General features: G+C 45.3%; 11 protein-coding genes and 1 pseudogene. 4 read left to right on the plus strand and 8 right to left on the minus strand.

Annotated features, from left to right (window positions below; all coding sequences use genetic code 11):
* Positions 1-454 (minus strand): DUF502 domain-containing protein (locus IQ270_RS10925; protein ID WP_193973247.1); only part of this gene is annotated, 454 nt, incomplete at its 3' end.
* Between the two features lie 836 nt (positions 455-1290).
* Between IQ270_RS10925 and IQ270_RS10930 the strand changes: the two genes are divergently transcribed.
* Positions 1291-4053, plus strand: a complete 2763-nt coding sequence (locus IQ270_RS10930; protein WP_193973248.1) for a hypothetical protein — start codon at positions 1291-1293, stop codon at positions 4051-4053.
* On the opposite strand, the gene IQ270_RS10935 is transcribed toward IQ270_RS10930, so the two are convergent.
* Positions 4050-4211, minus strand: coding sequence for a hypothetical protein (locus IQ270_RS10935; protein ID WP_193973249.1), 162 nt, complete (start codon positions 4209-4211; stop codon positions 4050-4052). The two genes, IQ270_RS10930 and IQ270_RS10935, sit on opposite strands and share 4 nt — an antisense overlap.
* 614 nt (positions 4212-4825) lie before the next feature.
* Between IQ270_RS10935 and IQ270_RS10940 the strand changes: the two genes are divergently transcribed.
* Positions 4826-7648: a PAS domain S-box protein gene (locus IQ270_RS10940; protein ID WP_193973250.1), complete on the plus strand. Its 2823-nt coding sequence runs from the start codon at positions 4826-4828 to the stop codon at positions 7646-7648.
* Positions 7649-7663: 15 nt separating this feature from the next.
* Here the strand turns inward: IQ270_RS10940 and dcm are convergent, their stop codons facing one another.
* The 3 genes from dcm to pyrE form a co-directional block, all read right to left on the minus strand.
* Positions 7664-8917, minus strand: coding sequence for a DNA (cytosine-5-)-methyltransferase (gene dcm / locus IQ270_RS10945; RefSeq protein WP_193973251.1), 1254 nt, complete (start codon positions 8915-8917; stop codon positions 7664-7666).
* A gap of 56 nt (positions 8918-8973) precedes the next feature.
* A complete protein-coding gene (locus tag IQ270_RS10950) occupies positions 8974-10026 on the minus strand; it encodes a restriction endonuclease (RefSeq protein ID WP_193973252.1) in 1053 nt (350 codons plus the stop codon).
* A gap of 124 nt (positions 10027-10150) precedes the next feature.
* A complete protein-coding gene (gene pyrE / locus IQ270_RS10955) occupies positions 10151-10726 on the minus strand; it encodes an orotate phosphoribosyltransferase (protein WP_193973253.1) in 576 nt (191 codons plus the stop codon).
* Between the two features lie 86 nt (positions 10727-10812).
* On the opposite strand from pyrE, the gene IQ270_RS10960 reads away from it, so the two are divergent.
* Positions 10813-11340: a hypothetical protein gene (locus IQ270_RS10960; protein ID WP_193973254.1), complete on the plus strand. Its 528-nt coding sequence runs from the start codon at positions 10813-10815 to the stop codon at positions 11338-11340.
* Positions 11341-11386: 46 nt separating this feature from the next.
* Here IQ270_RS10960 and IQ270_RS10965 read toward each other — a convergent pair.
* The 3 genes and pseudogenes from IQ270_RS10965 to IQ270_RS10975 form a co-directional block, all read right to left on the minus strand.
* Positions 11387-12625 (minus strand): annotated as a pseudogene (locus tag IQ270_RS10965) (RNA-guided endonuclease InsQ/TnpB family protein); the annotation flags it as partial.
* A 435-nt stretch (positions 12626-13060) separates the two neighbouring features.
* Positions 13061-13813: a pentapeptide repeat-containing protein gene (locus IQ270_RS10970; protein WP_193973255.1), complete on the minus strand. Its 753-nt coding sequence runs from the start codon at positions 13811-13813 to the stop codon at positions 13061-13063.
* 20 nt (positions 13814-13833) lie between these two features.
* Positions 13834-14478, minus strand: a complete 645-nt coding sequence (locus tag IQ270_RS10975) for a hypothetical protein (protein WP_193973256.1) — start codon at positions 14476-14478, stop codon at positions 13834-13836.
* 576 nt (positions 14479-15054) lie between these two features.
* Between IQ270_RS10975 and IQ270_RS10980 the strand changes: the two genes are divergently transcribed.
* Positions 15055-15372 carry a WGxxGxxG family protein gene (locus tag IQ270_RS10980; RefSeq protein ID WP_193973257.1) on the plus strand — a complete coding sequence of 106 codons (318 nt, stop codon included), beginning with the start codon at positions 15055-15057 and terminating at the stop codon, positions 15370-15372.
* Positions 15373-15545 lie beyond the last annotated feature (173 nt).

Here is a 15545-nt window from a genome sequence, read left to right on the forward strand (position 1 = left end):
CCTTAATCTCGATCGTACCCGTCACAAATGCCAAAGTCCAGATTCCCCGCCGGGGGTATTCCACCAACACCACGCGGCGAAATTTGTCATTTGAGTTGAGAATTGTTCCCAGCAGTTGTTTGAGGGTTTTGTAAACCGAACCGGCTAGCGGAATTGCTTGCAACAGGCGTTCGCCAAAGTCTAGCAGCCACTTGCCGAAGATGTTGCGGGCCATTAAACCGATGAGTAAAATGCTCAGCAGGGGTACAGCCAGCCCTACTAACAGATTCAGCAGATTTACCAAAATCGGGTTGAGTCCGTCAAAAGGGTTTATTTGCTTGGGAATTTTGGTAAGAAAATTGATCACCCAACTGGCGACGGTAATTGTCAGCCAGATGGTGGTAGCTAAGGGTATCACTACCAGCAGACCTGCGATCAGGTCGTTTTTTAAGTCTTGTTTGATGCGTTGGATCACGGGCGATCGACTCTCCTCCTAACTGGCTGCAAATAACGTGAATAAACCTGAGAGTAAAGCAACTGCACGGGCTTTAGTGAAAGTCGGCATTTTTATTGTCTTCTATCCCACCTTGGCGCGCCCTGGGAGCAGGGAAGAGTTAGGAGGTGGTAACTGTCGTTGTGCTGTACTTTTCTTGTAAAGAATTATTGCAAATTAGTGGCTGTCTTTAATATACGTGACTTTTGAAACACTTTACCCCTTTGTATATTTTAAGACAATTTAGCTCGGACTTAACAACTCAGCTCCCTGCGCTGAAACTGCCTTCTTTGGGACGTTTCCCGTAGAAGGCTGCTGGCCTGCTTCGACAGCACATGAATTAAGGCAGAGCTGGCTATTACAAGAATCCGTGGTTGTTGTACTGCGATCGCGAAAAGGAGGAAAATTGAATTTTTGGGAAGGCGAAAAAGCTGCGATCGACAAATCTGAGAGATTTTAGGTTAAATGTTGGTAAAATCCCAGATACTTCTTAAACTATTTGACCCCGCCCAAAAATAAATACTAGCCCCGACACTCCTGAGCCGAAAGTCTAAAATTTTAGAATTTTGTTCGAGATCCCAGATTCAATGCTGCAAATAAGCTGTACAGCATCTAGATTGTTTGTAGCAATTGAAGGGGAAAGAGTCCGAGAGGGGGAGATGATTTGAAGATTTTTTGGTTGTTGAAATATACAATGTTTGTTTGCACGACAGCTAAAATTTCAAATCTCAAATCTCAAATTGATTGACTATCATTTGAAAACACGTAAAATATAGTCAAATTCATGGATGGTGGCGGGAGCCGCTAAAAAATAGCTTATGTTGAATACAGCAGGAATGTTTGAAGAAAACCCTATTCAAGGAAATGTTGCGGGTGTTTCAGCGGAAATACCAGACTTATTTGGCCTTAAATTCGATCGCCTAAATCGGATGAACCAAATTGCAGTCGGCGATACCAATGTTTTATTTGATACCAGCTATGACTTAACTCAAAAACCAGATTTGGCGGCCGCTGCGACTAATAGCCCGATCGACCTTTTGTCACAGGGCGTTGACTTTGGCTTCCCGCTCTGGGGAAACAACAATTTTACATTAGATAATAGTAGTCTAACATCCCAGAGCGATATCTCCGCTCAAATTCAGAGAGACGAACTGACAGGGATGGATTTTGCTGTTGGCGAGTTCGGTAGCCAGCCAGAGCGGACACAATCCCAAACTTCTTCCCTATTACCTTCAGAAAAATGGGCGTTCAATTTCAAAGATTACACGATCGACCACCAAGGCTTAAACACCCTCAACATCAAAGTTAGTTACGACTTAAAACCGGGAATTACTCAAAACGAATATCCCGATTTTGTGCCAATTTACCAAAGTATTGATAACTTCCTGGTTAACTACCCGAACGAAACCGATGCTTGGGAAAACCTTAACAAAAATCTGAGCCAAAAAGTGCTCAACGAAAATCCGGCACTAACAGATGTTACCGTTCAACTCGAAGTTTTGCCAACGGACAGATTGCCCTACGATCGCACCAGCACAGTTTTTCGCAGTCGTTCCGGTCAACTCGATGAAGATGGTAATTTGTCCTTAAAAGACTACGCAATTAATCATCAAGGATTCAACAAGCTCAATCTCGATGTTGATTACCAGTACAAACCGGGAATTGCCCAAAATGAATATCTCGATTCCCTGCCAATTTACCAAAGCATTGATAACTTTTTAACCGAGTATCCGAACGAAACAGATTTTTGGGAAGTTGTCAATAAAAAGTTAACTCAAAATATCCTCAATGAAAATCCTGCCCTGGCAGCAATTAAGATCGATTTCAAGGTTTTGCCAAGCCAAAATTTGCCATACAACCGCACCAGCAAAGTTACTCGCACTCAACCCACCAATCCTCAAGGCACATTCCTAGTTGGCAATACCAGGGGAAATAATGTGCTGCGGTTTGATGGGAATAGCGGCAATTTTGCCGGCGAATTTATTCCAGCGGCGAAAAGTGTCGGTTTGTCCAATCCAGATACAGTTCTTTTTGGGCCAGATGGCAATGGCGACGGTAAGTCGGACGTTTACATTGCTAGCGGCGACAAACCGGGAAATTCGGGAGAACCGACAGCATCTGCTGTATTGCGCTATGACGGAGTTACGGGCGAGTATATTGACAGGTTTGTTGCTGATAATCCGAATACGCCGATCGATGAAACTGGCGGATTGTCTCGCCCTTACGGTTTAGCTTTTGGCCCTGATGGTAATTTTTATGTCAGCAGTTTTTTGACTGACAAAATTCTCCGATACAGCGGCAAAACAGGACAATTTATTGATGTATTTGCGGAGGGCGATCGCCAAGCGGGAGGATTGAACGGGCCGAACGGTTTACTGTTTGCTCCTGACGGCTATTTGTACGTGACAACGCAGGGGAGTGTTGCTCGCAACAATCAAGCTGATTATAGCGCAAATTTCCCCAGTCAGGTGCTGCGCTACAACCCGGAAACTAAGCAGTCAACTATCTTTGCTTCGCCCGATCCTTCGCCTCGGAGTCAGGGATTTGTGAGTCTTTTGGGAATGGCAATCGGGCCGGTTGATGGCGACCTTTATGTGAGCGATTTTGCTAACGATATCAGGCGCTACAATTTAAAAAGTGGGGAATTGGTGAATGTTTTATCTACGAATTATACTGATACTTCGCCCAGCAGCAATTATGTAGGTAGTTTGGCATTTTCGCCGATCGGCAATTTGTTGGCAGTTGGCTTTGACAACCGCGCCAGTGCTAACAATGCGGGCGCTGTTTTGCGGTACGACGGCAAGACTGGCGAACCGCTGCCAATATCGGGCAGTTCTGATTTTGGTAACAATTCTATTTTTGTCCCTCCCGACAGCAAGCTACAGCGTCCAGTCGGAATTGCTTTCTTTCCGTCGGATGCTCAACTGACAGAAAAGTGGAATTTTACACTGGCAAATTACCCGATCGCTCATCAAGGGTTAAACAACCTGAATATTGATGTAAATTATCAGTACAAAAATGGAATACAAGATTATCAGTATCCTGATTTTTTGCCAATTTACAAGAGCGTTGATAATTTTTTAGCGAACTACCCGAACGAAACAGATTTTTGGGAGATAGTCAACAAAAATCTGACCCAAAAAGTGCTGACGGACAATCCAGCAATTGCATCGCTGACGGTGAATTTGGATGTTTTACCGACGAACAGCTTGCCTTACGATCGCAGCAGTACCGTGACTCGCACAGCAGATGGTAAATTGGGTGAAGCGTGGGATTTCCAGATTCCTGATTATGCGATCGAACATCAGGGTTTGAATAATCTGAATATAGATGTCAAGTATCAGTACAAACCTGGAATTACCCAGGATGAATATCCCGATTTCGTGCCTATTTACACAACCATCGACAATTTCTTGACTACTTACCCAAATGAAACGGATTTCTGGGAAATTTTGAATAAGAATTTGACCCAAAAGGTGCTGGCCGAAAATCCGGCTTTGGATTCGCTGCAAATTAATCTGGAGGTTTTGCCGAGCAACCGATTGCCTTACGATCGAGCTAGTATAGTGTCGATCGCTTAACGTCTATAGCCTTTCTCAGGTTTCTGGAGGTAGATTCCCTCTTCCCAATTCCCAATTCCCAATTCCCAATTCCCCATTCCCTCTTCCCTATTACCGAGGATTGTCATATAAATTGTCTGTTGCGATCGCCAACCCGGTTTTTGATTGAGAGTTCGCACCAATCAGTCTTGGGATAGATGCCTGTATTCCCTGTATTTGATATATAAAATTATGGTGACCAAGAAAGTTAAAAAACCTGGTTGGTGCGTAAAGGTCGATCGCTCAGACAATTTAAGATTTAAGATTGGCAAATGATATGATTTCCGTTTGATTGACGGTGATTCCTGCGGGTACGGGAAACACAATAAACTGTCGCGCATTTAAATTGTATATTCAGGGGGGCGGGAGACATCACTCATGGTTCGATCGTTTTTGACAGACAATTTAAATGCCGCACGCAATAGCTTAAACTCCCCGCCCAAGATATTGCGGGCGATCTTGGTGAGGATCCAAAGGTATGGATTGCGGGCAAAGCAGTGGGAATTATTTTTTGAACTGGTATGATAAAAATGTTATTTTGGCTGTCAAGCTGACTTTTGTGCATCGAAGAGGGGCAAAGATAGTTTTTGAGATGAGAGAACTCCGGATGAACCAGCAAAGTGGGGCAGAGGTTCTAATAGAAAGCAGAGCAATTTTTTATCTTTTTTTATAACCAAGATCGAAATTGAGTGAATAATGGAAGTATTCAAGTAATTTTGATTTAAAAATTAAGTAAAAGATATTAAGGAGTTTTGTGAAAGCGTTAAATATCCTCTTATTAGAAGACAATGCCCTAGATGCGGAAATAGTTGAGGCTTTTTTAGTTGAAGGCGGTCTCAAATTTTCTCTGCGGTGGGTAGAAACTCGGGAAGACTTTGTTGCAGCAGTGGAAAACCAGTGTTTTGATATTATTTTGGCAGATTATATGCTGCCTGGTTTTAGCGGGATAGAGGCGCTGTCAATCGCCAGGGCTACTTGTCCGGGAGTTCCGTTTATTTTTGTGTCGGCTACTTTGGGCGAGGAAGTGGCGATCGAAACTTTGAAAAGTGGTGCTACAGATTACGTTCTTAAACGCAGTTTGACGCGCTTGGTGCCGTCGATCGATCGGGCGCTGCGGGAAGTTCAAGAGCGACTCGACCGCAAAGCAGCTCAAGCGCAGCAGCAGGAAAGCGAAGGTCGATTTCGGATGATGGCAGATACCGCGCCAGTGATGATTTGGATGTCGGACGCGGACAAAGTTGGCGATTATTTTAATAAAGTTTGGCTGGATTTTACGGGTCAAACTTTGGCGCAAGAAATGGGCAGCGGTTGGATGGAAAGCTTGCACCCCGATGACTTGCCAGAATATCTGGATGTTTGCAACAGAGCTTTCGACGCCCGCAGCGAGTACCGTTTCGAATGCCGTCTCAGGCGCTGTGACGGGGAATACCGCTGGGTTTTGGGTACGGGCGTACCTCGGTACAGGCCCGATCGCACTTTTGCCGGTTACATCGGTTCTTGCATCGATATTAGCGATCGCAAACAGGCAGAACAAGAACGCACTGCTGCTTTATCCCGGGAACAAGCAGCTCGCCAGCAAGCAGAAGAAACAGCTAGAGCGCTGCAATCGGCGAACGATCGAATTACTAACATTCTCGAAAGCATTACAGACGCTTTTGTAGCCTTCGATTTAAATTGGAACTACACCTATGTCAACCAGAAAGCTCAAGACCTTTTAGGCAAATCACCAGCCGAACTGCTAGGTAAAAATGTTTGGGAAATATATCCCTGGGCTGTGGATTTACCGTCCTACAAAATGATAGTAAAAGCATTAGCACAAAAGGTGACAGTCGAGTATGAAGAATTCGTGCCGCCGTGGAAGAAGTGGTTGAAGGTGCGCTTTTATCCGACCGATTCTGGTTGGTCGGCTTACATCCAAGACGTGAGCGATCGCAAGCAAGCAGAATCGGCACTCAAAGCCAGTCAAGAAAAGCTGAGAATGTTGGCAGAATCTAACTTGATCGGCATTCTATTCGGCGATGTTGACGGCGGCATCAGCGAGGCTAACGATGAATTTTTGCGGATGGTGGGCTACACGCGGGAACAGTTGCAGCGCGGGGAAGTCTGCTGGATAGACATGACACCGCCGGAGTACCTACCGCTAGACGAGAGCAGGATCGCAGAAGCAAAGGCAAATGGCGTTTGCACTCCCTACGAAAAGGAATACGTGCGGCCCGACGGCAGCAGGATTTCAGTGCTGTTGGGGTATATTTTGTTGGGGGAAGACCGACAAGAATCTGTGGCTTTTATTCTCGATTTGACCGTTCGCAAACAGTTGGAAAAAGAACTGCGCGATCGAGCCGAGGAATTGGCGCGGTTAAACCGGATTAAAGACGAGTTTCTGGGAACTTTGTCCCACGAATTGCGGACACCGCTGAATGCGATGCTGGGATGGACGCAACTGCTGCGCCACCGCACGTTTGACGAAAAAACTACGGTTAGGGCTCTGTCAACGATCGACCGCAATACGCGATCGCTCTCAACTCTGATCGAGGATTTGTTGGACGTGTCGCAGATTATTACCGGCCAACTGTCGCTGAATTTGCGGTGGGTGGATTTGATTTCGACTGTTGAGGCGGCGATCGAAACTCTCGCCCCCGCTATTAGCGCCAAAAATATTGAAATTGTGACGGATTTCGACGAAACAGCAGGGCGGATTTTTGGGGATTCGGGTCGCTTACAGCAGGTGGCGTGGAATTTGCTGTCAAATGCGATTAAGTTTACTCCCGATGGCGGACAGGTGAGGGTGAGGCTGCAAAAAATGGAGCGCACTTGTGGGACAGCAGAATGGACTGCGATCGAACATTGCTCGCCGCCTAGTGTGGAAATTGAGGTCAGCGACACGGGAAAAGGGATTACCCAAGAGTTTTTGCCCTATGTTTTCCATCGGTTCAGTCAAGCTGACAGTTCCGCAGCCCGAGCTTACAACGGATTGGGTTTGGGTTTGGCTCTAGTGCGCCATTTTGTAGAAATGCACGGGGGGACGGTGGAAGCGGAATCTGCAGGTTTGGGACAAGGAGCGAGCTTTTTGGTGAGATTGCCAATTAAAGCGCGAAACGGCAACGGCGGATTTTGTGTGGCGGAGCTCGGGGAATGGGCGGTTCGAGAAACTCCGGCGCGAGCAAGGGCTGACATTGAGTCTTTTGTCAGCAGCAACCTTTCGGGAGTACGGGTTTTGGCGATCGACCGCGACGGAGATTCCCTGGATTTTGTGCGTACAGTGCTCGAAGATTGCGGAGCCTTGGTGGAGACTGCTGTCTCGGGAAAGGAAGCCTTGGAGGCGATGGACTGGCTGAATCCGAATGTTTTGGCGATCGATCTCTGGATGCAGGCGGAAGATGGAGAGGCTCTGCTGCAGCAAGTGCGATCGCGATCGGGGAACAGAGAAATTCCGGCGGTGGCGCTGACAGCGACAGGTAGAGTAGAAGAACGGGTGCGGGCGCTGCAGCAGGGTTTTCAACTTCACCTGTCCAAGCCGATCGATCCTGTTGAGTTGGTGGCGGTGGTAGCCAGTTTGGCGGCGCGATCGCGATCGTGAACTGTCCAAAGCCCATTACAATTTCGATATAACTTCTAGAGCTACAGCTTTCACTGCATTAATACTTACACTATTACCCAGTTGATAATAAGCTTTATCATCATTAGGATGCAGAATAAAACTATCAAAAAAACCTTGCAACCGCGCCGCCTCGCGGGGAGTAATCCTGCGGACTCGGTCATGAAAGTAAACTCCCAATCTATTTGCATCGCTGGCCACAATTGTTACCGAAATCTTATTCGGATCGAGAAATTTATAAACTTCAAAAGAAAAATTACCGGATACAGGTTTGTATTTATTGTTGTTCCGTTGCAGGTACTTTTTTGTTACCAAGGAATCCAGAATTTCATCAAGATTGGGGCGAGCAAAAAAAGTAGCTATTTGCTCTTGAGTTAATAGCTTGCCATCTCGGTCAGAGCCAAACTCTTTATTGCGCCTTTTCAAGATAAAAAGATTCATCAACTCAATTTCGTCTAAACTGCACTTGCCTCGCAAACCCAGTTCCCAAGAATGAATCGAATTGCCGCCGCGATAGTCAATCAACCGGATTCCGTGCAAGCGATTTAAATCATTATTAACAATTTGTTTCAAAGCCTTGACAAAATCTGGCGAACAATCATATTTTGGGTCGGGATTGTCTTCCAAAATATCTGCAACCGTGACAAGTTTACTTAACGGGGAAAATAACGATAGCTGTTGGTGGTTACAGGAATAGGAATCTTTTGGGCCTAAGTCAGAAATTAACCCAAATTGGGGCGAAGCATTTAAAATTCCGACTAGATAAACTCGGACGCGGTTCTGAGGTAAGTTAAAGTTAGAACTGTTGAGTAAAAAGCAATCGAAGCTGTAACCTCGGCTTTTGATTTCGTTCTTAATTGTTTCGAGGGTTCTGCCGCCGTCGTGGCTGACAAGCCCCCGCACGTTCTCGAAAATAAATGCTTGAGGTTTAGCGGTATCAATCAGCCTCATTATTTCAAAAAATAGAGTGCCTCTGGTATCGCCAAAGCCTGCTTTTTTGCCAGCAGCGGAGAAAGACTGACAGGGGAATCCTGCTAGTAAAATATCGTGTTTTGGTAGTCGCTCAATTAGTCGAATGTCGCCTAAAGGTGTATCGGCAAAGTTTTTGTGGTAAACTAATTGAGCGTCGGGATTAATTTCGCTGCTCAACACGCATTCTGTTGCCAGATTCAAGGACCGAGCGGCTTCTTCAAACGCTAATCTCATGCCGCCTATTCCTGAGAATAAGTCAATAAAACGGATTTTTGGCATAATAATAACTTTAGTTAGTTTAGATTTGAACACAATTTCTTCAGTATACCATCTCTTTACTCATTTTTAGGCACAAAGTGATCCCTTAAAAAATTGCAAAGTACATTAAGTTCATTGTGGGAAAATGCAACAGTGCAATGACTATAAGTACACAAGGTTCTGATTGCATTTTCCCTATCAAAATTACCAGCGCCATCAATGACATAAGCCATTTTATAACCTGCATTTTCAATCTGCTCAAATCTAGCTCTTGCTTGTCCAGCTTTACGTTCAATTACACTGTTTGTTGTTACCTGAAAGCTAATCTCTATTGCAACAAACTTATCTTCTTTAGAAACAACCAGATCAAATGTTGTTAGTCCTTTTTCGCTTTCTTGGTCAGTATGTCTAACGCCGGGTAAATGGCCGTTAGGTCTAATAGCTATATCTATAACCCCTAAATTATCTTGTAAGTATTCTTTTACAAAGTTTTGAGCGATTTGACCTAAAGTATTGGATTGTGATCCAGAGGTTATCCGGCTAACCCAGATATATCGTTGTTTAATAAACTTATTTAATTTATCGGGTTGACCTAAGTAATTACCAATTTCACATTTAGCTAGAACCTCAGCGCTTTTTTCATTCAGTGAACTAGCGCCGAATAAAAGAATTGCTATTAAATCTTTATGTGCCAAAGAGAGAGATTGATTTTGGAGTATTTTTTTACCGTCAATCCCTAGTTTATTATTGGTTAGTTGACCTGATGCTGGTAGAAAAATGAATTGATAAGAGTAAGTTTGCAGGTTCCAAATGTAATCTAATCTCTTTAATGGAAACATTGAATCAAACTGACTATTCACTCTTTTTATCATTTCTCCCCCAAAGTCCGCCAGTACAATTAAATGCTTGAGGAACATATTTGCAGAAAGTGTTGAAGCTTCTACTATTTGAAATAATCCGCTTAACCCCGAAACTGGAACGCTAAGAATAGCAATAAATTGATCTTGAGTTTCTATCAATTTTGGTATAACACTGAGTTCTGCTTCCTTTTGAGATAAGTCGGAAGGCCAAAACATAGAAGCTAACTCACGGATTTCTTCAACTGTTCTTCTGTAATTTTGAGTTGACATTTTTGGTTTTGTGTGATATCAAGTGCTGTGAGTTTGATGAGATCGCCCGCCCTTCTCGCTATTAAATGTTCGCCGGCCGTTGACGCGATTCTTCAGGGGAGGAGGCTGGCGATTGCACTTTTCCCTATTTTTTGCTAGCCATCCACTTTTGAAGATCCTTAATCGTAAAAACGGCCTTAAAATCCAATCCCGCCTCGCGATATAATTGAGCTCCACCTTGCTCCCTGTCGATCAGCGACAACACTCGATCGACTTTATAACCAGCACCCCGCAGCCGTTCCACCGCCTGCATCGCCGACTTGCCCGTCGTCACCACATCCTCCAAAACCGCAACATTCGTCCCAGCGGGCAACAGCGGCCCCTCAATATACGCCATTGTCCCGTGTCCCTTCGTCTCCTTGCGGACAATTAGCGCCGGAATCGATCGACCTTCCAGAGCCGAAACCACACTCACAGCAGTTACAATCGGGTCAGCACCCAAAGTCAAACCACCCACAGCCTGCACCTGAGACGGCAGCATGGAGAGGAGTAAGCGCCCCGTCGCCAAAGCACCTTCAGCGTCCAGCGTCACCGGTTTGCAGTTAATGTAATAAGAACTTTTCTGCCCCGAAGACAGCACAAAATCGCCTTCGCGATAGGCAAACTCGCACAACAAATCCAAAAGTCGATCGCGCCACACCTTTAAATCCAAAGCATTCATAACTTAAACCATCTAGAAAACACAAATAATCCGCCGATAATCAGTTTATATTGGAACCGTAATTAATCTAAAAGCCGAAGAAATATATGAGTCAAAAGTTAACAACCCTTAGCCGCGCGTTAATTCTCGCTGTCGCCTCTGCAGCAATGGCATCCGTCAAAGGAGTCCAAGCAGAAACAGCTCGATTTCACCCAATTTCCGACGACTTCAACCGACAATTCTTTGAAGCTTCAGGAGACTTTTACCACAACGTCAGCTTGCAAGGTTACTTCGGCGACTATTTAGGCATTGGTGCCCCCAGCGGCGTTGTTGCCTTTCCCGAAAAAGAAATTGAGCGGGATGCCAGCCGCCTCAACGGCCTCTACCGGCGAGTAATGCAGAGGCAAGTTTCCAGCGACCCGGTTCTCCGCACCCCCGATGCCGTCAATCCCTTCGATTCCTCAGTCATGGCGCTGCCGAGCGCTTGCCAGCTAGCACCTCAACCGAGTGGCTGTTTCCCCACACCCGCCGGACTCCAAGACCAGTTTGCACCTCAAAGACAGCAGCAAGAGTCACAGACAGCACCGGGCCCAGTGAGAGGACTGTACAATGTATTACCGGCTGGTAGAAATTAATCAGAGATGAGTAATAGCTGGTAAAACTATAGTCATTTATTGCAATGACATGGGAGGCGTTAAGTCCCTCCCCCTTCCCTTTTACTTTGAGCGGATTAACCCGCCTTGGCCCAAGTACGCAGCTCACTATCAAGAGAGCTAAACGCATTTGGGATTGCTTTTCTGAGAATGTTGTAAGCACCGTTCACGTCAGAATTAATCAACTGATTAGTTGATGTTTTGTACAAACCTCGCTTAATCCGTTTCCCAGTAAAAACAGGTTCTGTTTCTGTTTTCCCGTAAACAGGAATTGGATCTAAGCCTAGAAAATTGGCTTTGGAGGTAAAAGATTCTTCCTGCACGATCACCTTAATTCCAACCAAGAAAGCTTTGTATTCCAGCATCTCAATTAATCGAGCGTGAGGGATGCTAACAAAGTTTTGGTTGGTTTGCTTTCCGAGATTGATCTCGGTTTTCCACTGTGCATTCTTACCGATTACTAGCATCCCAATTTGTTGTGCGACCAAGATATCGACAATCGTGCGACTTGCATGATGCAAATAATTGTCTATTTTTTGATGGCGGCAGCGAGTTAAGCGCTGAATGCGGGGCGAAGTTTTGCGACACCCTTTCAATTGGGATTGTAATTGCGCTTTGCGCTTGTTATAGAACTGGTTAATCGATTTCAATGGTCGCCCGTTAATCAACAGCGGGACAAATCCCGGTTGATTTGAAGTTAACGCCACTAAATTATTCAGTCCTAAATCAATACCTGCTACGAATTTGTCGTCGCCAAGGGTGGACTCCGGCTCATCATAAATTACCTCAATTACGTAGGAATCACATTTCGGAACCAACCTAACTTGACAAATTTGGTCTGGGTTGACTTTAGTTTTGATTGAGAGTTCAGTGCCGGAAAGTTTAATACTGGAGTTTCTCAATTGTTTGCTGCTAATCGCCTGAATCGTGTAGACGAGAAGGTTTCGACCTTTAGCTTATCTTTGTACTTTGGCAATTTTGGGCTACCCGTGAATTTTGAGGAGTCGGTTTTGTATGCTTTGACGGCTTCAAAAAACGACTTCCAATTCTGAGCTAGAACCATCAAGATTTGCTGACTTACTTTGGCGGGTAAAGCCTTATATGCTTCATGAGACTTCATCAATCGGTTCATCTCGTTGTAATTGGCATAGCCCCATCCGTAAATAAAGTTCTGACGAATGACGTAGTTAGCGGCATTGTACAGATTTTTGGATTTGAAAGCTAGTTGGTCAATTTCGCTAAAACGAGGTTCCGTTGATTTAATGATATGCCTCTGGAGTTAGTTGCATTTGAGACTTGCGTTTTTTGGGCTATGCGTATTCCTTGTTCAACACTCACAACTATAGAATACCATTATTGTTTATAATTGCTTATAAACTCAATGAAGTTTTAGAATACCAATTTAATATGAAGTTGCATATATCCCGATCCCCCTCGCATCCCCCTTAAAAAGGGGGACTTTGAATTCTTACTCCCCCTTTTTAAGGGGGCTGGGGGGATCTGATTCTATGCAGCTTCATAAAAAATTGGTATAACTAGGATCGAGCGTGCGGACTTTAGTCCGTCTTTACTCAAAGTCAAACAAAGGACTAAAATCCTCAATACAAACCATAATTACCCATGAGTAACTAGGATCGAGCGTGCGGACTTTAGTCCGTCTTTACTCAAAGTCAAACAAAGGACTAAAATCCTCAATACAAACTTACGAGGATGAAACAATACTGCCATCAGGCATGATTGTATCTTTCAAATGAGCGCCACCGAGATTAGCTCCCGCCAAGTTCGCTCCTCTGAGATTTGCCCGGGTCAAATTCGCTCCCCTGAAGTCAACTTTGCCGAGATTTGCCCACCGCAAATCCGCAGCTATCAACTGGGCAAAACTTAGATTTGCCTTAAAAAGATATGCTCCGGTGAAGTGAGCTTCGCCGAGGTTAGCTCGAGATAAATTAGCTGCGTAACAATGTGCTTCAATCAATTCAGCTTGATTGAGATTAGCTTGACTGAGATTAGCACAATTGAAGTTAGAGCCGGTCGCATCAACTCGAAACATTACCGCACCAATTAAATTCGCATCTCCTAAATCGGTTTGTTGGAGATTGGCAGCGCTGATGTCCGCCCCAATTAGATTAGCACCGCTCAACTGCGCTCCTTTGAGGTTTGCACCTCGGAGAGTAGCTCCCGTTAAATTAGCTTGATTTAAATTAGTTTCGAGCAGTTGCGCTCCCGCAAAATTTGCCAAACTGAGGTGGGAACCCGCGAGATTTGCTGCAATTAATTTAGCATTAAATAAGTCTATTTTAAAAAGGTTAGAGCGCCCGAGATGCGCGCCTCTGAGATTTGCTTGTGCGAGATTAGCTTCGCTGAGATCCGGTTCTATATTTGGGTTGAGATTTCTCCATTCAATCCAACTAACTGCACCTTTTTTTAACAGAGCTAAGTGCTGTGGGTTTGCCATAATTGCATCTCCTTTAACGGCTATTCCTTGCGACCGAGAACTGCTGGATTTGCCCGACCAGATATGCTTTCCACCGCTGCAATTGCTGCCCGGGAACCTGCTAAAATATCTTGTTCTGAGCCACCGAGGTAAAGTCGCCCGAAACTGCCGACAGCCTGAACCTCTAAGATGTTAATCGATGCGCCTTTTTCTGCTTCATTGGCCGCCAGCGCTGCATAGGCTGCCGGTTCTACTTCTAAGACATAAAGAGTTTGTCCCGCCAGCAGCAACTGTCCGCGGCGGGTGCGGTTGATTAATTGTGTTTGGTGTGCGTCAATGTTGCGAATAATTTGGCTGGAAATTACTCGCGGTTTAATAGATTCTTCTCTGCGGACTCCGATGAATTCTAGAATTGCTTTGCCTGCGGCCCGGGTTTCCCCCTGCTGGCCGGAGTGTACTTCCAGCAGGCCGTACAAGCGCTCGACTATCTGCACTCCCGGGCGCACGGAGGCTGATTTGAGGGCGACATCGGTAATTCGGTTAATTTCGATACCGGGCGAGATTTCTATCCACAGCGACGCATCTCCTGGCAGCGGCAAGAATCCGGCGGCGATGGTGCCGATGTATGCTGCGTGCTGCGGCTGCAAGTTGTCTAGAAATACGTAGCTGCGTAGCTCTATTCCCAAAAGTTTTGATCTCCGTCGATCGAGTTTTGACTGTTGTCTGTGCAATATCTGAGTTTACCTGTTTTTGCCAGCAGTAAGTTAAAGTTCGATCCAGGTCGGAAGCAGGAAGAAGGGAGAAGACTTACACAGCAAGCTTTGTCGCGAGGCGTATTTTACGTTTAATACTAAAACCAAATCCAGGTAACATACGGCCTTTTTGATGGAACCGCGAAGACGCAGTACGCGAAGCGGCGCGTCAGCGCTCTTATCGCTTAGAGAATAGCAAAAAGAAGAGTCAGAAGATAAGGGGGGTGGCAAACTCGGATTTGGTTTAATTAGGTGGATTTACTGAAATTGTCTGTGGGGCTTGGTTGCTGTACCGCGCTAACCGCTGAGGTGTGAGCTCGGCGCTTGTCTGTTGCTGGAGTGCTGCCGCGAGCAATGTTTAATTTCAGGCGCTTGCTAAAAATTTGAGATAAATCTTTAGTAATAGTTGGAATTGAGCAATGTTTATTGCTAGAGACGGATTTAACTTTAATAGCCGATCGATATAGTTTTGATAGTTAAAGATTTTCGCCAACAGAGAGCATTTGAATTATGAAACGTTCTGATCTATCCAAAGCAATTGGTGCAGGCATTCTAGCTGCTGGTTTAGCCATTGTACCAGGTAATATGCCTGCTTCAGCTCAGACAGATCCAGCTCCCGGTACAAACAGCAGAACCACCACCACTACCACCGTTCCTCGCTCCGACGTTTACAATGCTGATGCCGATCGCGATTTTGACTGGGGATGGTTGGGATTACTTGGCTTGTTTGGTTTGTTGGGATTGAGGCCCCGCAAACAACAAGAAAATGTCCGCAACACAACGACAACCGGCGATCGCGACCCAGCAGTTCGCACAGACTACCCCTAATGCTCCAGTTGAGTGGCTGCGGGCCTGATGCGGGGACAGGATATTTAACTTGTCGAAGTAGCATCAACAATCATCAAAAAACCTTTATCTGCGAGGTTTTTTTTTATTTGAGACGAAGCGCGAGCGATCGAACCTGAGATGTTGCACCATTTTCAATTAGCCTTTGATGAACA

Source organism: Microcoleus sp. LEGE 07076 (genome assembly GCF_015207455.1).
Lineage (GTDB): Bacteria > Cyanobacteriota > Cyanobacteriia > Cyanobacteriales > Microcoleaceae > Microcoleus.